This window comes from Christiangramia oceanisediminis, assembly GCF_022570735.2.
In the GTDB taxonomy this organism is placed as follows: domain Bacteria; phylum Bacteroidota; class Bacteroidia; order Flavobacteriales; family Flavobacteriaceae; genus Christiangramia; species Christiangramia oceanisediminis.
The window spans coordinates 567,354-585,896 of record NZ_JANCNS010000001.1; the positions used below are offsets into that span (position 1 = coordinate 567,354).

Annotated in this window: 21 protein-coding genes; 14 read left to right on the forward strand and 7 right to left on the reverse strand. The window is 41.7% G+C overall.

Annotated elements, in window-relative coordinates; all coding sequences use genetic code 11:
- Positions 1 to 43 precede the first annotated feature (43 nt).
- From MKO06_RS02540 to MKO06_RS02560, 5 genes are all read right to left on the reverse strand, one after another.
- On the reverse strand, positions 44 to 1,072 hold the full coding sequence (locus MKO06_RS02540; protein ID WP_241550771.1) for an asparaginase: 1,029 nt from the start codon (positions 1,070 to 1,072) through the stop codon (positions 44 to 46).
- The gene (locus MKO06_RS02545; RefSeq protein WP_241550772.1) at positions 1,062 to 2,198 is read right to left on the reverse strand and encodes a lysophospholipid acyltransferase family protein; all 1,137 of its coding nucleotides are present in this window, start codon (positions 2,196 to 2,198) and stop codon (positions 1,062 to 1,064) included. Before MKO06_RS02545 ends, MKO06_RS02540 begins: the two co-directional genes overlap by 11 nt.
- A gap of 47 nt (positions 2,199 to 2,245) precedes the next feature.
- Entirely contained in the window at positions 2,246 to 3,013 is a 768-nt protein-coding gene (locus MKO06_RS02550; protein WP_241550773.1) for a TatD family hydrolase, read from the reverse strand.
- A gap of 45 nt (positions 3,014 to 3,058) precedes the next feature.
- Positions 3,059 to 4,120 (reverse strand): flavin-containing monooxygenase, encoded by a 1,062-nt coding sequence (locus MKO06_RS02555; protein ID WP_241550774.1) that lies wholly within the window; start codon positions 4,118 to 4,120, stop codon positions 3,059 to 3,061.
- 88 nt (positions 4,121 to 4,208) lie between these two features.
- A complete protein-coding gene (locus MKO06_RS02560) occupies positions 4,209 to 4,706 on the reverse strand; it encodes a DUF456 domain-containing protein (protein ID WP_241550775.1) in 498 nt (165 codons plus the stop codon).
- A 110-nt stretch (positions 4,707 to 4,816) separates the two neighbouring features.
- Between MKO06_RS02560 and MKO06_RS02565 the strand changes: the two genes are divergently transcribed.
- The 5 genes from MKO06_RS02565 to MKO06_RS02585 all read left to right on the forward strand — a co-directional run bounded on the left by MKO06_RS02565 (position 4,817) and on the right by MKO06_RS02585 (position 8,919).
- A complete protein-coding gene (locus tag MKO06_RS02565) occupies positions 4,817 to 5,182 on the forward strand; it encodes a BlaI/MecI/CopY family transcriptional regulator (RefSeq protein ID WP_241550776.1) in 366 nt (121 codons plus the stop codon).
- Complete coding sequence (locus MKO06_RS02570) at positions 5,179 to 6,639, forward strand: M56 family metallopeptidase (protein ID WP_241550777.1); 1,461 nt, start codon at positions 5,179 to 5,181, stop codon at positions 6,637 to 6,639. The genes MKO06_RS02565 and MKO06_RS02570 overlap by 4 nt, the downstream gene beginning before the upstream one ends.
- Positions 6,640 to 6,721: 82 nt before the next feature.
- Positions 6,722 to 7,207, forward strand: a complete 486-nt coding sequence (locus MKO06_RS02575) for a hypothetical protein (protein WP_241550778.1) — start codon at positions 6,722 to 6,724, stop codon at positions 7,205 to 7,207.
- Between the two features lie 22 nt (positions 7,208 to 7,229).
- Positions 7,230 to 8,384: a tetratricopeptide repeat protein gene (locus MKO06_RS02580; RefSeq protein WP_241550779.1), complete on the forward strand. Its 1,155-nt coding sequence runs from the start codon at positions 7,230 to 7,232 to the stop codon at positions 8,382 to 8,384.
- Positions 8,385 to 8,445: 61 nt separating this feature from the next.
- Positions 8,446 to 8,919 carry a hypothetical protein gene (locus MKO06_RS02585; protein ID WP_241550780.1) on the forward strand — a complete coding sequence of 158 codons (474 nt, stop codon included), beginning with the start codon at positions 8,446 to 8,448 and terminating at the stop codon, positions 8,917 to 8,919.
- 323 nt (positions 8,920 to 9,242) lie between these two features.
- Here MKO06_RS02585 and MKO06_RS02590 read toward each other — a convergent pair whose 3' ends face one another.
- Both MKO06_RS02590 and MKO06_RS02595 read right to left on the reverse strand, forming a co-directional pair.
- Entirely contained in the window at positions 9,243 to 9,521 is a 279-nt protein-coding gene (locus MKO06_RS02590) for a YciI-like protein (RefSeq protein ID WP_241550781.1), read from the reverse strand.
- A gap of 68 nt (positions 9,522 to 9,589) precedes the next feature.
- Positions 9,590 to 10,732 (reverse strand): glycosyltransferase family 2 protein, encoded by a 1,143-nt coding sequence (locus tag MKO06_RS02595; RefSeq protein WP_241550782.1) that lies wholly within the window; start codon positions 10,730 to 10,732, stop codon positions 9,590 to 9,592.
- Positions 10,733 to 10,802: 70 nt separating this feature from the next.
- Here MKO06_RS02595 and ruvC point away from each other — a divergent pair, with 70 nt between their 5' ends.
- The 9 genes from ruvC (at position 10,803) to MKO06_RS02640 (ending at position 18,532) form a co-directional block, all read left to right on the forward strand.
- Positions 10,803 to 11,381, forward strand: a complete 579-nt coding sequence (gene ruvC / locus MKO06_RS02600; RefSeq protein WP_256946145.1) for a crossover junction endodeoxyribonuclease RuvC — start codon at positions 10,803 to 10,805, stop codon at positions 11,379 to 11,381.
- 71 nt (positions 11,382 to 11,452) lie between these two features.
- Positions 11,453 to 12,580, forward strand: a complete 1,128-nt coding sequence (gene hemW, locus MKO06_RS02605) for a radical SAM family heme chaperone HemW (protein ID WP_241550783.1) — start codon at positions 11,453 to 11,455, stop codon at positions 12,578 to 12,580.
- Between the two features lie 205 nt (positions 12,581 to 12,785).
- On the forward strand, positions 12,786 to 13,538 hold the full coding sequence (locus tag MKO06_RS02610) for a cyclase family protein (RefSeq protein WP_241550784.1): 753 nt from the start codon (positions 12,786 to 12,788) through the stop codon (positions 13,536 to 13,538).
- On the forward strand, positions 13,535 to 13,885 hold the full coding sequence (locus tag MKO06_RS02615) for a DUF4260 domain-containing protein (protein WP_241550785.1): 351 nt from the start codon (positions 13,535 to 13,537) through the stop codon (positions 13,883 to 13,885). Before MKO06_RS02610 ends, MKO06_RS02615 begins: the two co-directional genes overlap by 4 nt.
- Position 13,886: 1 nt before the next feature.
- A complete protein-coding gene (locus tag MKO06_RS02620; protein WP_241550786.1) occupies positions 13,887 to 14,513 on the forward strand; it encodes a DUF4230 domain-containing protein in 627 nt (208 codons plus the stop codon).
- A 95-nt stretch (positions 14,514 to 14,608) separates the two neighbouring features.
- Entirely contained in the window at positions 14,609 to 14,698 is a 90-nt protein-coding gene (locus MKO06_RS17125; RefSeq protein ID WP_341849941.1) for a GIY-YIG nuclease family protein, read from the forward strand.
- Positions 14,699 to 14,912: 214 nt separating this feature from the next.
- Positions 14,913 to 15,272, forward strand: coding sequence for an MmcQ/YjbR family DNA-binding protein (locus MKO06_RS02630; RefSeq protein ID WP_241550787.1), 360 nt, complete (start codon positions 14,913 to 14,915; stop codon positions 15,270 to 15,272).
- Positions 15,272 to 17,050: a MutS-related protein gene (locus MKO06_RS02635; protein ID WP_241550788.1), complete on the forward strand. Its 1,779-nt coding sequence runs from the start codon at positions 15,272 to 15,274 to the stop codon at positions 17,048 to 17,050. The genes MKO06_RS02630 and MKO06_RS02635 overlap by 1 nt, the downstream gene beginning before the upstream one ends.
- Before the next feature lie 477 nt (positions 17,051 to 17,527).
- Complete coding sequence (locus tag MKO06_RS02640; RefSeq protein WP_241550789.1) at positions 17,528 to 18,532, forward strand: metal-dependent hydrolase; 1,005 nt, start codon at positions 17,528 to 17,530, stop codon at positions 18,530 to 18,532.
- Positions 18,533 to 18,543: the final 11 nt, after the last annotated feature.

Below are 18,543 nucleotides of genomic sequence, written 5' to 3' on the forward strand. Positions count from 1 at the left end.
AACAAAAAAAAAACTTTTCCGTCAAGTATGCCGACGTTAATTTTCAAGACATTTCTCCCCTAAGTGAAGTTTCAAAGATAGTTTTAAATACTTTTGGCGACAGCTCCTTTCCCAACAGGTACATCAATTTTGAGATTGCAGCCTCTGTTGTAATGTCCTTTCCAGACACCACTCCTATTTTTCGAAGACCAACACTGGTTTCATACTGCCCCATCGCCACACTTCCTGCTACACACTGAGTTACGTTCACGATACTCAGCCCATTTTTGATCTTTTCTCTTAAAATATCCAGGAACCAGGGATCATTAGGAGCGTTTCCGCTACCATAGGTTTCCAGGATGACTCCTTTTAAATTTTCCTTGGATAGAATATGCCGAACCGTACTTTCATTGATACCAGGAAACATTTTTAAAACCAGAATTTCATCATTGAATCCGGTATGAAGTTTTCTTTTTTGTTTTCGGCTGGGTTTCCAGAGGGCCTTATGGTTCACCGAAAGATACACCCCAGATTCAGCTAATGGCGGATGATTCATCGAAGCAAATGCCTGAAAATGCTCTGCATTGATCTTGGTCGTCCTGTTAGCCCGGTAGAGTTTATACTCAAAATACAATCCAACTTCAGAAATCACAGGTTTCCCGTTCTTTTGCAACCCGGCGATCTGAATACTGGTGATCAGGTTCTCCTTGGCATCGGTCCTAAGGTCACCAATAGGCAATTGAGATCCGGTAAAAATGATAGGCTTGGTTAGGTTTTCGAACATAAAGCTAAGTGCCGAAGCCGTGTAAGACATGGTATCGCTCCCATGAAGCACCACAAACCCATCATAGTCTTCATAATGTTCGTCTATGGTCCTGGCAATCTTAAGCCAGTAGCTCAGATTCATATTAGATGAATCTATAGGCTCTTCAAAGCTCAGGGTTTCAATTTCGTGTTCCAGGATATTTAATTCCGGAATATTTTGAAGCAGTTCATCAAAATTGAAGGCTTTAAGTGCACCAGTCTCGTAATCTTTGATCATACCAATGGTACCACCGGTATAAACAAGCAGTATTCTGGCCCTATTCTTCATTCAAAGACATTTTATTGATCACAGGATTGGCATACATCAATAAATAACTGTTCAAAGCAAGCGGATTCTTTACATCAACCCTTCGGCTTACCCTGCGATCGAACTGCCTTTTCTCCTTATCGGTATATTGATCTCTAAACCTGTCTTCATTTTTCAGAAGATCATAGGCAATATAATTGGCTGGCCAAAGCTTATAACTTCGGTATATGCTTCGGTCTATCAATTGGGCGACCTCCTTTAACTGGTCATTGATAGAAAGGTCCTGTTCCCTGATATAGGCAAAATCATCAGCGGTTAATACTTTTCCCGCATTAAGCTGAATACGTCCTTTCTGGCCCATTGCTCCCTGCATGATACTATTGAAATCTTCATTGGTAGATTTCTTATACTCCTCCTGCATTCGCTTAGCCAGCACCTCTGGCATCTTGAGCATATCTGTGGGATCCAGTTCATACGAAATGGCTACAGGTACGATTTTTAAATTCACGAAATAATCAAGGATATCCATATCTCCTTTCGCCATTCCCAGCATTTTCAACACTCCCTGCTGCGTATGATCATTCCCATCCTTGGTACGGCCTTCGCGCTGTGCCATCCAAACAGAACGATTCTTATCTTTTAAAAGGTGCCTGATATAAGCCGAAAGCTTCATGGAACTTCGAAGCATCTCCCTGGGAGACTGGCCTCTCAAAACCAGAAAATTCCTGTTTAACTTGGATAGTGCCATCAAGAATGGCTTTTGAACCAGGTTATCTCCAATGGCCGAACCGGTCATCACCAAATCGTGATTTAATAAGGTATAATTGATCAGCGAGGTATCGAGTATGATATCGCGGTGGTTGGAAATATAAAAATAAGACTCTTCGGGATCCAGATCATCAAACCCGTTATCATCAAGCCCTTCGCTGGTCTTTTCCAAAACCCTTTCTACGGTTAGGTAGATCACCTTACTCTGGAAATCGGCTATCGAATTGCACTCCTTCAAGATCTCTTCGATCTCTTCAAATTCCTTGTCTGGAAACGTGAACTGAAGCAGGGCTTTTACCATAGGATGCCTGGAATATTCCAGAAGCGCAGGTCTTACCTCTTCCTTATTGTAAAAACGTATATCATCAAAATTTTGCACCTAAATCTATAATTTCAACAAATGAACAAAATTTCCTTTAAACAGTTTTATATTCCGAAAACTTCCTCTGAATTCTTCGTGGTAATTCTGGCAACTTCTTCTACAGAAATTTCATAAAGCTCGGCCAGTTTCTCTGCTACCTTTAAAAGATACACCGGGTTGTTCCTTTTTCCGCGGTATGGCTTAGGAGCAAGGTAAGGCGCATCGGTCTCCAGAACGATATGCTCTAACGGAATCTGGCTGATGAATTTATCCAGCCCGCCATTCTTAAAAGTGACCACACCTCCAATACCTAATTTCATATTATAAGACAAGGCTCTTTTTGCCTGTTCAAGGTCGCCTGTAAAACAATGGAAGATCCCGAACAGCTTTTCGTCTTTCTCAGATTCCAGGACTTCAAAGATCTCATCGAAGGCATCACGGCAATGGATCACAATTGGTAGCTCCTTTCTTTTGGCCAGCTGGATCTGTCTCCTGAATGCTTCCTTTTGAATATCCAGCGTAGATTTATCCCAATACAGGTCGATCCCGATCTCCCCTACCGCGTAGAAATCTCTTTTTTCGAATTCCTTTTCTACATGCTCCAGTTCCTTTTCGAAATTTTCTTTGACATGAGTAGGATGCAATCCCATCATCAGGAAAACATTTTCAGGGTATTTCCTTTCCAGGTCGTACATCCTTTGAGTGTATTCAGAATCTATGGCCGGAATAAAGAATCTTTTAATGTTCTCATCCAGGGCTTCCCGGATCACCTCATCCCTGTCTTCATCAAATGATTCGCTATATAAATGTGTATGGGTATCTGTTATGATCATAACTGCAAAAATAAAAAGATTGGGCAAGCCTTAAAACAAAGTATTCTAACGGGTGCTGATTATTGGTGTATGCTCTTTAATATATTGAGCAAGATATGCGGCATCCTTCCTGATGCCGCCCAGGGTAGCCGAACCACGGGTGTGCAACCATGGCAGACCAATAAAATAAAGTCCTTCGATATTACTTACACCACGATGATGTTTTGGATAACCGTCTTTGGTGAGCTCCAGGCCTTCTATCCAGTTAAAATTTGGTCGATACCCGGTTGCCCAGATTATATTCTGAAGATCGGTAAGATTCATTTTCTCGGTCACCACTTTATGATCCTGGGCGTTCTTGGTCTTTCCAACCGGCTTAACATTAGCTCTCCCCAAAATTCCCTTCACATCGGTACCGATCACTGGCTGCCTTGTTTTGCTCAGTCTTCGACCCAGCCAGGTATTGCGGCTAAAACTTAAAAATCCGGTTTTGGTGAACCACCACCAAAGCGTTTTTCCTAATATTTCCTGCGGAAGCACCCTCACATCGGTAGTTCCCGAAAAATAGACCGGTTCGCTGGTTTCTTCAGAAACCTCATCCAGGATCTGGAATCCACTATCCCCTGCTCCAACAACCATGGTCTTGCCATCTTTCAGCTGACCAGGATTCTTATAATAATTACTATGGATCTGGAATATTTCTGGCGCTATCTTTTTTGAAAATGGAGGAGTATACGGAATATGAAACGGACCAGTGGCGATGACCACATTCCTGGTTCGCATTTCTCCCTGAGGACTTTTCAGCACAAAATGATCTTCATGATTTGAAATATGCTCGATCAGGGTTTCAAGTTGAACAGGAATATTGAATTTTTCAGCGTAGGCCTTAAAATAATCGGCTACCTCGGTTCGGGATGGGTAATGACCTTTTTCTGCAGGAAAATCCATTCCCGGCATATTATTGAATTCAGAAGGAGTAAAGAGTTTTAGGGAGTCCCAGCGGTTTAACCAGGAAGCTCCAATTTCGGTTTCCTTGTCTACCACCAGATAATCTGCATCCATCTGGTCAAGATAATAGGCCATTGCCAATCCGGCCTGGGCAGCTCCCACAACAATAAAATCCTTCATTCCAAAACTTTTTGCAAAAATAAGATTTAATCTCAGTAAGACTAATTTCCGGAAGATCAATCGGCTGGATCACAGGATGATTGGATCTTTAGAAGATCAGTTCCTTATAATTCCAGAACTGGTAGAGGAAAAGCATCAAGAACGCGAAGGTCACGATAAATTCCATGAAACTGGAAGCCAGCAGCCCAACGTACGAACCAAAAGCTGCTTTCCCGGCGGTACGGGAATCGCTTTTATTGATGATCTCGCCAATAAACGCACCCACGAATGGACAGATCAGGATAGCAAACGGGAAGGGTACGAAGATACCAACAATGAGTCCTATGGTAGCTCCAATCATCCCCTTACGGCTACCACCGAATTTCCTGGTTCCCAAAGCGGGAATAACGAGGTCGAGGATGTAAATAAGAATAGTTACGGCAAGCGTAATTCCAAGAATCAGGTAATTAATCCCAATGCCAGGGATCAGGTAGAAAATAAGCAAACCTATCCAGCTTAACGGCACTCCCGGCAGCACCGGCAGGAAACTTCCCAGGACACCCAGCACCATGAACAAACCCGCTACTATAAAAAGAATCACTTCCATTTTTTGATGTTTTAGAAAAGCGAATATAATCAACTTACAATCAAATTTCAACTAATTTATTAGTTCTACCTAAATATTTAGTTTATATTAGCAGAAACAAATTCAAACCTATGAAACAATTAACCAAAGCCGAGGAAGAGATCATGCAGATCCTGTGGCAACTAAAAGAAGCTAATGTGGCCGATATTATTCAGGAAATGCCTGAACCAAAACCGGCATACAATACTGTTTCAACAATCGTTCGCATCCTGGAAAACAAGGGATTTGTAGATCACCGTAAAAAAGGCAAAGGCTATATCTACTTCCCTATCCTGGAGAAAGAAACCTATAGCAATCAAAGCATCACCCAGTTGATGAACAACTATTTTAATGGGTCTTTCAAAAGCATGGTTTCATTTTTCATGAAAAAGAACGATATGAGCACCGAAGAACTGGAAAGCATTATGAAGGAGATCAACAAAAAAGAAGAATCATGATACATTATATATTACAGGTACTTTTCTTCCAGCTGTTATTCCTGCTGGTCTACGATCTGTTCCTCAAAAAAGAGACATTTTTCAATTACAACCGGCTGTATCTACTGGTCACACCCATCCTGGCTTTTGCCATTCCCTGGCTGCGACTGGAATTCCTGGTGAACGCGGTTCCGGAAAGCGCCAAACTGGTGATCCCCCAAGCCCTGAATAATGACCCTAATATATATGTACAGAACCTGCCCCTGGTGGTTATTAATGCTGAAGGTGGATGGACGCCCAACTGGTGGCTTATCACTTATCTGGGCGGTACTGTGTTTTCTTTAGGGCTTTTTATTTACAAATACCTTCATCTGAAGAAACTTTCAGAAGCTGGAAGCCATACCTACGAAAACGAATTCCGGATCATAAACGTACCCGATTCTAGAATCGCCTATACCTTCTTTAATTCGGTATACCTGGGAGAAGATCTTTCAGAAAATGAGAAAAAACAGATCCTTTCACATGAATTGATTCATGTAAAGCAAAAACATACCTACGACCTTATCTTTTTTGAGGTCCTGAAGATTCTTTTCTGGTTCAATCCGCTGGTATATGTCTACCAGTCCAGGATAGCCGGGGTTCACGAATTCATTGCCGACAATGAGGTTGTAAAGACAGTGGCCAAAAAGACCTATTTCGAGCAGTTGCTGAACACTGCCTTTAATACAAAAGACATTTCATTTACAAATCAATTTTTCACTCAATCATTAATCAAAAAACGAATACTTATGTTACAAAAAAACAAATCATCGAAACTTTCAAAATTCAAATTTTTACTGGTCATTCCGTTAATGTTGGCAATGCTGACCTATGTCGCCTGTAGCGAAGATAAATCTGAAGATCTATCACCCATAGATAATGAAGCCTCGGTGGCTGATAAAATCGCTGAATTAAAAACCTATCTTGATAATAAGGACAGTCTTTCAAAGGAAGAGAAAGAAGAGTTTCAACAATTAATTAAAAGAAAAGAAGAATTATTACGTAATGAAAGGTACGGTAAAGATGGAACTCCACCTCCTCCACCTCCAGCAGCCCCCGACAATAAATGGAATGATGCAGATAAAATCCCATTCGCAGTTATAGAAAAGGTTCCAGCTTTTACCGGATGTGAACAATATCTTGATGATGTTAGGAAAAATTGCACTTCTACAGCGATCTCCAACTTCGTTAATAAGAATTTCGACACTTCTTTAGGTAAGAAATTAGGCCTTACCGGAGTAAACCGAGTAATTGTTCAGTTCAGAATAGATGAAACCGGTAAGATTCAGGATGTAAGAGCAAGAGCTCCGCATCCTGAATTAGAAGAAGAAGCCAAAAGGGTGATTTCCAGTCTTCCTCAAATGCAGCCGGGAGAACAAAACGGACAACCGATTAGCGTGATGTACTCCCTGCCAATCGCTTTTAAAGTTTCTGAATAATTAAATTTTAATTTGTTTGAGTTTAAAGGTCGGGGAATTCTCTCCCGGCCTTTGTTTAAATATTCAACATAAAATCCTAGCAATGCAAAATCTAGTTACAATACTTTTAATCAGCCTTTTAAGTATTTCCGCAAATTCACAAAATAAGGATGCCATCAAGGTTTATGATTTCGATTCGGAACCGGAGATACTAAAATCAAAGGCTCCCCAGCTTGATAATGCGCATCCCAATTTGCTGAATCCACAGATCTCAAAAACCGAATATGAAACGGTAATGGAGTCCTGGACCAAATTACACCAGGAAATGGCCAGTTTTCTGAAGGCGAAGGATTTTGAATGGGAAACCGAAGATGAGCAGATCCTGATCGTTCACAAGTTTTATTTTGATGCAGATGGAAATATTCATACTTATGTTTTCAACCTGTTAAATGAGGATATAGACGAGCAGCAAAGACAAACCTATTCAAACCTGGTTTCGGAATTCGCCGAGACCTACAGTATTGGCCTCAAGAGAGACAAACAGTTTGCACAATGCGGAAAAACGAGACAAATGAACCAGAATATTTAATCCGCGCTGAAACAACTACACAATGTCAAATATTAAGCGACATCTATTCATCATCGGACTCCTGGCACAGGCCAGTTTGTGCTTCAGTCAGACCGAAATTCTGAAAACTGCCGACAGCCTTTCAGCCGTAGGCGAGACAACAAAAGCGGTTGAGCTTTTAAAAAGCATTGAACCAAAAACCGAATCCGTTTACCTAAAATTAGCGAAGATCCAGCAGGCAAGCAGGCAGAATGAAGAGGCTCTTCAAAATTATAAAACCGTGTTAGATCAAAGTCCTGGAAAGATTCTAACCGCTGTTGATTACGGAGAATTGCTTCTGGAAACCGGAAAAGCAGATATGGCCGATAGCTTATTTACAGAACTAAGTAAAAAGTATCCTGAAAACGCCGCTTTTATGTATCGAATTGGATTGGCAAAGGAGATGAAAAAAGATTCTACCGCCATGCGCTATTTCTTTAAAACCCATAGCTGGGATTCTACTCATCAGGGTGCAATTTATAAAACTGCAAAATATTTTCTGAAAAACGGCAAATCCTATAATGCCATTATGTTATGCAATACCGGGCTAAGAGCCCGTCCAAATAATGTCTCCTTATTATCAATCCTGGGACAGTCTTATTCAAAAACCCTTCAATTTGAAAAAGCCATCGAACCCTATGAAAAACTTATTTCATTAGGAGAAGGTTCAGAATTCATATTGGAAAAACTCGCAAAGTCCTATCGGGTAACGGGACAGGACGAAAAAGCTATAGAAACCTATACGAAAATGCTGGAAATTAATGACGCTAATGCCAGCGTACATTCCAACCTTGGAGTCCTTTATCTAAATCAAAATAAACCGGACAAAGCACAGCAACATTTCACCATGGCCTTACTTATTAAAAAGCAGCCGGTGGATAATGAATATGTGAACATCGGCCTCAGTTTCAAAAGACAGGAAAATTTTCAGGAGGCTTACAGGAATTTTAAAATGGCACTCGGAGAAAACCCGGAAAACCAGCGAGCCCTTATAGAACTGGCAATTGCGGCAGATGCCATCTATGAGGACAAGGAGAAAGTATTAAAATATTACCAGGATTTTGTAGATAAATATGCTGAAACCGGGAGAAATGACATGCTTTCCATAGCCGAATATCGAATTAGTCAGCTCAAAAAAGAGATACATATGGCTAAATAACAGATTTCTTTCCTAAGCGGCTATATTTCACTATTTTTGAAATTCCGTAAGCGGATTGTCAATGAGAAAATCTTTACTGCCTGTACTAATTCTTATCATCGCTTCCTGTAATTTTGAGACCAAGAAGATCTCATCAGAAGATGTTCTGGAACAGGAAACCCGTTCCCTCAACTGGAAGGAAGTGGATGAGTATCCGGCATTCGAGGAATGCAAATCTCAAACCGAACTCGCAGCCGCAAAAAACTGTTTTGAACGAAAGATCGCCAGCACCATCTACTCTTACCTGGCAAGTCAGCGGCCCGTAGTAACCGAAAGCATTAATGACACCCTGTTCATTTACCTGGAGATCACAAAAAGCGGAAAACCCCAGATAGATTCAGTAAAGGTAGACACCACCGTGACCAATCAGTTGCCAAAGATCGAAGAATGGCTGCACGCAAGTATGGACTCCCTGCCAAGGATCTATCCGGCTAGTAAACGAGGTATACCTGTTTCTACCGTTTTCAAAATGCCTATAGTGGTAAAAGCAGAATGATTTGAAGTACGAGGTACGAAGTTAGGGGGACGAAGTTGGAAGTACGAACTTGAAAGTATTTTGTCACCTCGAGCGAAGTCGAGAGGTAAACTTAGATGAACGAGGTTTGAAGTAATTTGTCACCTCGAGTGCTTCGTCTTCGCTCAGCACAGGCTCAGTCGAGAGAGGAACTTGAAAGTTAAAGTCGTTTCGAAGGAGTCCCAGTTTTTGGGACGACTGAGAAATCTATTACTTGCCTTTGAACAACTTTTTAAACCCCAAATGCCTGAGATTTCTCACCCGAAAATTCGGGTTCGAAATGACCAGGATAGAAGCTCTAAAATTTAATCCAGCTTACTTCCTATCACCGCATTCCATTTCCTTACTTTCCAGTCCTTGATGAGTCCGTTTTTGACATAGGGATCATTATTGGCAAATGCTGTAGCCTGTGCTTCGGTTTGAAAGATCAGCAGCGCCTGGTCTGCAGGTTCGTCAAGGGCACCTCCCAAAATCAGCTCGCCTTTTTCGGCCGCCTCCCTGGCCAATCCTAAATGCTCCGCACGATACTGACCTCTTTCTTCCAGATAATTATCGGCTAAATCATAAAACAGTATATAATTCATAATAAAATCGTATAGTTTTTTGTTATTGCTAAAGCTTTAATTGTCAATTATCCATTCTCAATTTTCAATTACATATTGAATCGTCTTCCTTTCCATTCATAATCGGTAAGCATGGCAAGAATGCTTATATATATGGTATAAAAGGGATAAACAATACTACCCCATAAATAGCTCCTAAGGATCTCCTCCCTTTTGAAGAATTTAGCTGCGCGATACAGTATGATAAAATCGATATTGAATTTCACCAGGAATGCCATCAACACATATTGGTAATCTGTATAGCCCAAAAATGCCATTACCGCACCGAAGATCAGCATAAAGTTCATCAGGAAAACGATAATGCCGGTAAATTTTGCCAGCTTGCTGATAAAGCTCGAGGTCTTGGAAGCCCATCTCAGTCTTTGGTGGATCAGGGCTCGAAGGCTTTTCTGAAATCGGGTTTGAACGATCAGTTCAGGTGACTTTAAAAAGGCTACCTTCTCCCCTGCCTTATTGAGCTTTTGAAGCAGGAAAACATCGTCACCGCTGGCGATCTCCTCATTTCCTTCATACCCATTGTATTTTTCGAATACAGATTTTGAATAACCTAAATTTGCCGCATTGCACATAAAGCCTTTTTCAATTCCGAAACTACCAATCGTCGTGGCCTGCAAACTAAGAAAGTCCAGTTCTTCGAACCTGGTGAACAATTTTGCTCTTACATCGGCACTCCCAATAAATCCAACGGGGCCGGCAATCAACTTAGTATCATTTTCCTGGATCTGCTGGTCGAATCCGGCAAGCCATTTCACAGGCACAATACAATCGGCATCGGTGGTGACTATATATTCGAACCTTGCTTGATCGATACCGGTAAGCACAGCATCTTTTTTAGGGGAGGTGGTTCTTCGTTTATTTTCGATCAGTTTTATTTTTAGTCCTGGAAATGATTCCTGAAATTCCTCGCATAATTTCAGGGAATCATCTTCAGATTCATCATTGACCAGGATGATCTCGTAAAGTTCACTAGGATATCTTAATCCTGAAAGCGATTTGAACAATTCGGGAAGATTTTCAGCCTCGTTTCTGTAAGGGATGATGATGCTAAAACTGGTTTTCGGAATTTCCTTTTTCAGCTCGAAATCAGGCAATTTTTTCCAGCCATAAATAAATGCCGCCAGCAGGCCCGTATAGCAGGCAGTAACAAGTACCAGCAGAATAACTAAAATCATGGTTGGTTTGATTTAATGCTGCCTGAGCAGAATTACGTAGCTTTGTGAAGTCCCAAATTAGGAAAATTTAGTGAGCAAAACTTCGGAAAAAACGGTTTTAAAAGGCGAAAGGATAATCCTGGGGATAGACCCCGGCACCACGATCATGGGTTTCGGACTCATCAAAGTGGAGAACAAAAAGATGAGCTTTATCCAGATGAATGAACTTCAGCTGAGCAAGTACAAAGACCATTATGTTAAGCTCAGGCATATTTTCGAACGAACCATAGAATTGATCGATAATTATCACCCAGATGAGATCGCGATTGAAGCACCTTTCTTCGGAAAGAATGTACAGTCCATGCTTAAACTGGGACGGGCGCAGGGCGTGGCAATGGCCGCAGGATTATCACGGCAGATCCCTATTACCGAATACCTTCCGAAGAAGATCAAAATGGCAATTACCGGGAACGGAAGTGCTAGCAAGGAACAGGTCGCAAAGATGCTGCAGAGTCAGTTAAAGATCGGTAAGCTACCAAAAAACCTCGATGCGACCGACGGACTCGCTGCTGCGGTTTGTCATTTCTACAATTCCGGGAAAACTGAAATTGGAAAAAGCTACACCGGATGGGATGCCTTTATCAAGCAAAATCCGAAACGAGTCAAATAATTAGGCAATGAGAAAATTTGAAAATTTGAGAACGAGATTTTCAAATTGAATGATTTTCAAATCTTCAAATTATGAGCGGCATTTACATCCATATCCCGTTTTGCAAGCAGGCCTGTCATTACTGTGATTTCCATTTTTCGACTTCCATAAAGAAGAAAGGCGAACTGGTAAACATGCTCTGCAGGGAACTGGTTTTACGTAAGGATGAACTAAGTTCAGCAAGGCTGGAAACCATCTATTTTGGAGGAGGCACTCCTTCCCTGCTAAGCGCCCAGGAACTTGCTGAAATATTTGAAACCATTGAGAATAATTTTGAAGTTTCTCCGGATGCCGAGATTACCCTGGAAGCAAACCCCGATGACCTTTCCGATAAATCTTTAAAGATGCTTGCCGATTCACCGGTAAACAGACTAAGCATTGGGGTACAGTCTTTTTTCGAGAAAGATCTCAAACTGATGAACCGGGCGCACAATGCGCAGGAAGCATGGAATTCCCTGAAAATGGCGAAGCAATATTTCGACAATATTTCCATTGACCTTATTTACGGGATTCCGGGACAAAGCAATGAGGAATGGAAGCAAAACCTTGCCAAGGCGCTCGAACTCAATATTCCCCATATTTCCAGTTATGCACTTACTGTAGAGCCAAGAACAGCGCTCGAAAAGTTCATCGAAAAAGGGAAAGTAAAGCCGGTGGATGATGAACAATACCGGGAACAATTCGATATACTTCTGGAAACGCTGAAATCTAATGGGTTTGAACATTACGAATTTTCCAACTTTGGAAAGGCAGGCTATCATTCACGGAACAATATGGCTTACTGGATGGGCAAGCCTTACCTTGGAATAGGACCTTCCGCACATTCTTTCGACGGCAAATCCCGAAAATGGATTGTGAGTAACAACACCTTATATATAAAATCGCTGGAAAAAGATCAAATACCCCAGGAAACGGAGGAATTGAGTCTTACCGATCAATACAACGAATTCGTGATGACAAGGTTACGGACCAAATATGGCGTAAAACTAAGTGACCTTGAAGAAAAGTTTGGCCATGAATATTCACGACATTTTTTAGAGAATGCCCAGGAATTTATAAAAGATGATTTGCTTGAAGAACAAAATGGTACTTTCCATATCACCCAAAAAGGAAAATTCCTGAGCGACGGTATTGCTTCGGAATTGTTTTTCATTGACTAAACATCCCTTCTAAAGCAAGACCTAACAATAACCTGCTCATTATTTCATTCAACCTCAGCAGTCATTCCGAGCGAAGCGAAGGAATCTCTGAAACAGCAAAAAATCTTTTCTGGAACTGAAATCCGCTGAAAAATCTAAATCTTAGAATTGCCTTGCTATATATCGATTAACAATCCTAAATTTGTGAGTGACCAATCAATTGAACATGCTTGCCACGATAAGCCATAACGGCCAGTCTTATCAAATAGATTTCTCAAAGCCAATGGATATTTCCATTAGCCTGCGAGGAGATCATAAAAACCCGGTCGCCTGGTATTTGAAACACCCGGAGATAAAACCGGTAAAGGATGGTGATTTTATAGGTAAGGTTAGCGAAGGGGCTTCGGTGAATTTCAATAATATCTGGTTCAATCCGCATGCCCACGCTACTCATACCGAATGTGTAGGGCATATCAGTGAGGAGTTTCACAGTATTCAGCAACATTTAAAAAGCTTCTTTTTCAAGGCGAAACTCATTTCGATTGAACCCGAGAAAAAAGGTCAGGACCAGGTCATTACCCGGCAGTTACTGGAAAAGAAATCGGGAAACCTGGATTGCGATGCTTTGGTCATCAGGACTCTTCCCAACTACATCGGCAAGATCTCCAGACAGCATTCCCACACCAACTGGCCGTATCTGGAAGAAGCGGCGGCCATATTCCTTAGAGAAAAAGGGATCAAACATTTGCTTATTGACCAACCCTCTGTAGAAAAAGAAAAAGATGACGGGAAATTACTGGCCCACAAGGCTTTTTGGAATTACCCGAAAAACACACGGTTTGATGCTACCATCACAGAACTGATCTATGTTCCGAACAAATTCCAGGATGGTGATTACTTTCTGAACCTGCAACCGGCCTCTTTCGAGAACGATGCCGCACCCTGTAAACCCGTGTTGTATAAAATACTTGATCAATGACAACATCCTTAAAAATAGAAGAACTGGCCATGCTCGTTCTGGGCATCTGGGGTTTCAGCCTGTTAAATTATAGCTGGTGGTGGTTTGCCGGTTTGTTCTTTCTTCCCGATATTGGGATGTTGGGATACCTGGTGAACAATAAAATCGGTGCGATTAGCTATAATATTTTTCATCACAAAGCCATCGCAATTGGTATTGGCCTGATTGGAATTTTTAGTCAGAGTCCTGAATTGCAGCTGGCGGGAATCATCCTTTTCAGCCATTCAAGTTTTGACAGGATGCTGGGCTACGGACTCAAATACGAAAAAGGTTTTAAATTTACCCATCTTGGGGAAATAGGAAAATAATATGGAATTACTGTTTATCGGACTTGCTGCCGGGGCGATACTGGCCTATTTTATCTTCGCTCGATTTAATAAGGAGCGTTCAGAACTGAAAACCAGTGAGCAGTCGGTTGTTCTCATGGATAAGATAAAAAGCGTTTGCAAGTTTATCACGGTCGAGGGCGATTTTTCAGAGATCTATCATTATGAAAACCTCAAAGAGAAATACCTGAGCCTGATACTCGGTAAGAAAAAGGCTATTGTATTGGTAACAGCAAAAGCTCATGTTGGATTTGACCTGAGCAAGATCAGGATGGAAAGCGACAATGAAAATAAAAGGATCATTCTCACCAACTTTCCGCAACCGGAATTATTAACCATCGAGACGGATTTTAAATATTACGATAAACGGGAAGGTTGGGCGAATCCGTTTACCACTTCAGATCTCACAGATATTAATCGTGACGCGAAAAAGGCAATCGTAGATAAGATCCCTCAGAGCGGATTGCTTGACAAGGCAAAATCTGAAGCATTGGAAACCATTCTTTTAATGGAAAAGATCGTGGAAACCATTGGTTGGAAACTGGATTATACGGCTTTGACCATAGAAGGTGGGGAGCCGGAGAAGTTGGAGGAAGGAAATAAGAATTAGATGCTGAAAATAACTCGATATCTGTAGCAGCATAAAAGATTGAATTACGTCACCCTGTCCCGAAGCTTCGGGAGATTCAGGGTCTTTTTTAAAAAATGAACAGTAGTTGCACCTATATTTTAGCAAACAAAACAAGGACTGTACTTTATATAGGAGTAACTTCTGACTTAAAATTCAGGATTTGATGTATTTTGAAGAATTCTCAGATATAAATCAGGCGATAGAAAGTGAGAAACAACTGAAAAACTGGCGCAGAAAGTGGAAGCTGCGTTTAATACAATCTACAAATCCAGAAATGAAAGATTTATTCCAGGACCTATAATTTTGAGATGCTGAAACAACCCCGACAATTCGGGGCAGCATGACGATATAACCATGGCCATGGAAAATAATTAAAAAATGAACATCGATACTTTCAGAGATTATTGCCTCAGCAAAAAAGGAGTGACCGAAGGTCTTCCTTTTGGCCCAGACAACCTGGTCTTTAAGGTAATGGGCAAGATGTTCTCCATTGTTTCCCTGGATGAAGTACCGTTGAGAACAAATCTGAAATGTGATCCCGATCGCGCGATTGAACTGCGAGAAGAATACGACGGCTCTATTCTTCCCGGCTATCATATGAACAAACAACACTGGAATACGCTGATTCTTGACCATCGGCTAGATCCAAAATTGGTATTCGAACTGATCGATCATTCTTACGACCTGGTCGTGGATAGCCTCACACAAAAACTGAAAAAAGAACTTGAAGACTTATAATGACTAAACCTACTGAATTCTATAAAAGCCAAAGTTCAAAATATACCGGCATTGAAAAGCAACTTACCAAAAAACTGATCTTTTCAAGCACTTTACGCTTAATTGTATTTCTGGCGATTTTTGGAATCATCTATTTCTTTTTCGGAAATGCGAGCGTACTGATCCCAGCGGTCATTGCGCTGCTAGCGATTTTCATATTCCTGGTGTCGAGGCATTCCGATCTTAAAAAAGAACGGGAAAAGATCAGGGCGCTTATCAAGCTGAACGAACAGGAACTGAAGATCATAGAAACTGGCGATTTTTCCGATTTGCCCGAAGGATTGGAATTCGATATCGAAGGCCATGAATTTAGCCGTGATATCGATCTTTTTGGAAGAAAATCCTTTTTTCAATACCTCAACAGGACCGCCCTTCAGGAAGGAAAGGCCCGATTGGCCAGAATTCTGTTGGCGAATAAAACTGACAGGATCGAGCGTAAACAGGAAGCGGTTAAGGAACTGGCTTCAAAAGCCGACTGGCGACAGAATTATACCGCTACGGCAACCCTGGTGAAGACCGAAACCGATTCCCAAACAATCCTTAAATGGTTGCAAAATTATAAAGCTTTTGTACCTGGTTTCATGAAATGGTTTCCAGCCGTATTTTCCGTATTATCAATTGGGGTATTCGTAGCCTATTACTTCGATTTCATCGGTTTCTGGCAATTACTGCTTTGGTACCTGGTAGGGATGATGATCAGCGGATTTTATCTGAAGAAAATAAATGAGTTATCCTCGAATGTAAGCAAGGCCCAGGACACTTTTCAGCAATATTACCAGCTGCTGGCATTTATTGAGAACGAGCATTTCGATTCGGAACTCATGAAAAAGCTGAAGAGATCCATAGAATCTGAATCCAAAAAAGCCTCGGTCATCCTTCAGGAATTTTCCAAAGCAATCGATGCCCTGGACCAGCGTAACAATATACTTTTCGGAATAGTCGCCAATGGATTTTTCCTTTGGGACCTTCGGCAATCTTACCGGCTCGAAAAATGGATCGCTAATCATCATGAGGCAGTGGAACACTGGTTTGAAGCGGTAGAACGAACCGATGCTTATAACAGCCTCGGAAATTTTGCATTCAATCATCGTTCTTATGTCTTTCCGAAGATACTTTCCGAAAAGAAAGGTATCAAAGCCACGAACCTGGGACATCCTTTACTGGATGCGAAGAAACGAGTGGACAATGATTTTGAGATCACGGCCGATCAGTTTTTTATCATTACCGGGGCTAATATGGCCGGAAAAAGTACATTCCTGCGAACTGTTGCTCTTCAAATCGTGATGTCCAATATCGGCTTACCTGTTTGCGCGGAAAGCTGCAGCTATTCACCTATTAAGTTGATCACCAGTATGCGAACTAGCGATTCCCTGGGTGATGATGAATCGTATTTCTTTTCAGAACTTAAAAGGCTGAAGTATATCGTAGACCGGATCCAGGACGAAAAATATTTCATTATTCTAGACGAGATCCTCAAAGGGACCAACAGCACCGATAAAGCCATTGGCTCCCGAAAATTCGTGCAGCGCCTGGTTGGCAGCAGTTCTACCGGGATCATCGCCACTCATGACCTGAGCCTGTGCGAGATTAGCCAGGAACTGGAACAGGTGAAGAATTACTATTTTGATGCAGAGATCGTGAACGACGAACTTCATTTTGATTATCACCTCAAAACCGGTGTTTGCCAGAATATGAATGCATCCTTTCTTTTGAGGAAGATGAAGATTGTAGAGGAATAATAAATTCGTCTAAATGATGGAAATCCTTTGGGGCCATGAGTTTATTCTTTAAAAAAAAATAATCACGGACTGTCACCTCGAGCGGAGTCGAGAGGTAAAAGTTTTTAGTCAGGGAAAATAAACCATAGTTAGGTCTGAATTTAATCCACTAAAAAAATAATTCTGTGACATTAATTGAGGCTGAAAAAGTGAATAAAATAGGTCTCGACTCTCCTTCGACTACGCTCAGGACAAGCTGCTCGACCTGACACTAACATTTCGGTGCTACGCCTCCAAAGAGAACAGGCTTAGTCAAGAGGTTACAATTTCTGAGGTAGGTCTCGACTCTCCTTCGACTACGCTCAGGACAAGCTGCTCGACCTGACATCGGAATTAGTCGAATAGGTTAAATCTGTGTATCAATTTCCCTCTACCTGGCACTAACATTTCATGCTTCTACTGCCCTCAGCATGACCTCAAGACCTTATATTTGCCACTATGGATTCATTGACCCAGATCGTTCTTGGAGCAGCCGTTGGCGAAGCCGTGCTTGGTAAAAAAGCGGGAAACAAGGCTATGCTATACGGTGCTATCGCCGGCACAATTCCAGACCTGGATACTTTCGTTGGCAATTTCTTCGATACCATTACCGCCATCGAGATCCACAGGGGCTTCTCACATTCCATTGTTTTCTCCGTCATTTTTGCACCGATATTCGGTTGGATCATATCAAAGATCGAAAGCAATCCTGATATAAGCTGGAAGAACTGGTCCTGGCTCATGTTCTGGGGACTGTTCACCCATCCGCTGCTGGATGCACATACCACCTGGGGAACTCAGCTTTTCTGGCCTTTTGACCTGAGACTGGCCTATAAGAACATTTTTGTGATCGATCCTTTATATACCCTTCCATTCCTGGTCTTCCTTATCCTTGCCATGAGACGAAACAGGTTGGATCCAAAACGAAAGAAATACAATCGGCTTGGCCTCATAATTAGCAGCATTTATTTGTTAATTATCACCCCAGCCCTAAAATTTTATACTTTTCAGAAGTTTGAAGATGCACTGGAATCCCAGGATATCGAATATTACAGAATGGACACCCGTCCGGCTCCCTTAAATTCGATCCTTTGGTCGGCTAATATTGAGCGTGAGGAAGATTTCCTGCTGGCCGATTATTCCCTTTTCGATACCCTGCCTATCAGTTTTCAATCCATTCCAAAGAATCATGAACTGGCCGGCGATTGGAGAAATAATGAGAACCTGGAACGACTGATCGATATTTCCAACGGCTGGTACACCCTGTCTACGGAAGATGGGCAGCTTATCTATAACGATCTTCGCTTCGGAAAAATGGATGTCACCAATGCCGACGCTCCTTTTGTTTTCAGCTATATCCTTAGCGAAGAGCATGGCGAACTGGTCGCCACTGAAACCGAAAAAGAGCTGGAAGACGCCGGTAATTTGCTTCCCAAGCTCTGGCAGCGTATTTTAGGCAATTAAAACCCTAAAAT

Coding starts and splice junctions, on each gene's coding strand:
- MKO06_RS02575 (WP_241550778.1), top strand. CDS start 6,722: ATGCAAAATCTAGTTACAATACTTTTAATCAGCCTTTTAAGTATTTCC.
- MKO06_RS02580 (WP_241550779.1), top strand. CDS start 7,230: ATGTCAAATATTAAGCGACATCTATTCATCATCGGACTCCTGGCACAG.
- MKO06_RS02640 (WP_241550789.1), top strand. CDS start 17,528: ATGGATTCATTGACCCAGATCGTTCTTGGAGCAGCCGTTGGCGAAGCC.
- MKO06_RS02585 (WP_241550780.1), top strand. CDS start 8,446: ATGAGAAAATCTTTACTGCCTGTACTAATTCTTATCATCGCTTCCTGT.
- MKO06_RS02550 (WP_241550773.1), bottom strand. CDS start 3,013: ATGATCATAACAGATACCCATACACATTTATATAGCGAATCATTTGAT.
- MKO06_RS02610 (WP_241550784.1), top strand. CDS start 12,786: ATGCTTGCCACGATAAGCCATAACGGCCAGTCTTATCAAATAGATTTC.
- MKO06_RS02590 (WP_241550781.1), bottom strand. CDS start 9,521: ATGAATTATATACTGTTTTATGATTTAGCCGATAATTATCTGGAAGAA.
- MKO06_RS02595 (WP_241550782.1), bottom strand. CDS start 10,732: ATGATTTTAGTTATTCTGCTGGTACTTGTTACTGCCTGCTATACGGGC.
- MKO06_RS02570 (WP_241550777.1), top strand. CDS start 5,179: ATGATACATTATATATTACAGGTACTTTTCTTCCAGCTGTTATTCCTG.
- MKO06_RS02620 (WP_241550786.1), top strand. CDS start 13,887: ATGGAATTACTGTTTATCGGACTTGCTGCCGGGGCGATACTGGCCTAT.
- MKO06_RS02565 (WP_241550776.1), top strand. CDS start 4,817: ATGAAACAATTAACCAAAGCCGAGGAAGAGATCATGCAGATCCTGTGG.
- MKO06_RS02560 (WP_241550775.1), bottom strand. CDS start 4,706: ATGGAAGTGATTCTTTTTATAGTAGCGGGTTTGTTCATGGTGCTGGGT.
- MKO06_RS02615 (WP_241550785.1), top strand. CDS start 13,535: ATGACAACATCCTTAAAAATAGAAGAACTGGCCATGCTCGTTCTGGGC.
- MKO06_RS17125 (WP_341849941.1), top strand. CDS start 14,609: ATGAACAGTAGTTGCACCTATATTTTAGCAAACAAAACAAGGACTGTA.
- hemW (WP_241550783.1), top strand. CDS start 11,453: ATGAGCGGCATTTACATCCATATCCCGTTTTGCAAGCAGGCCTGTCAT.
- MKO06_RS02540 (WP_241550771.1), bottom strand. CDS start 1,072: ATGAAGAATAGGGCCAGAATACTGCTTGTTTATACCGGTGGTACCATT.
- MKO06_RS02555 (WP_241550774.1), bottom strand. CDS start 4,120: ATGAAGGATTTTATTGTTGTGGGAGCTGCCCAGGCCGGATTGGCAATG.
- MKO06_RS02630 (WP_241550787.1), top strand. CDS start 14,913: ATGAACATCGATACTTTCAGAGATTATTGCCTCAGCAAAAAAGGAGTG.
- MKO06_RS02635 (WP_241550788.1), top strand. CDS start 15,272: ATGACTAAACCTACTGAATTCTATAAAAGCCAAAGTTCAAAATATACC.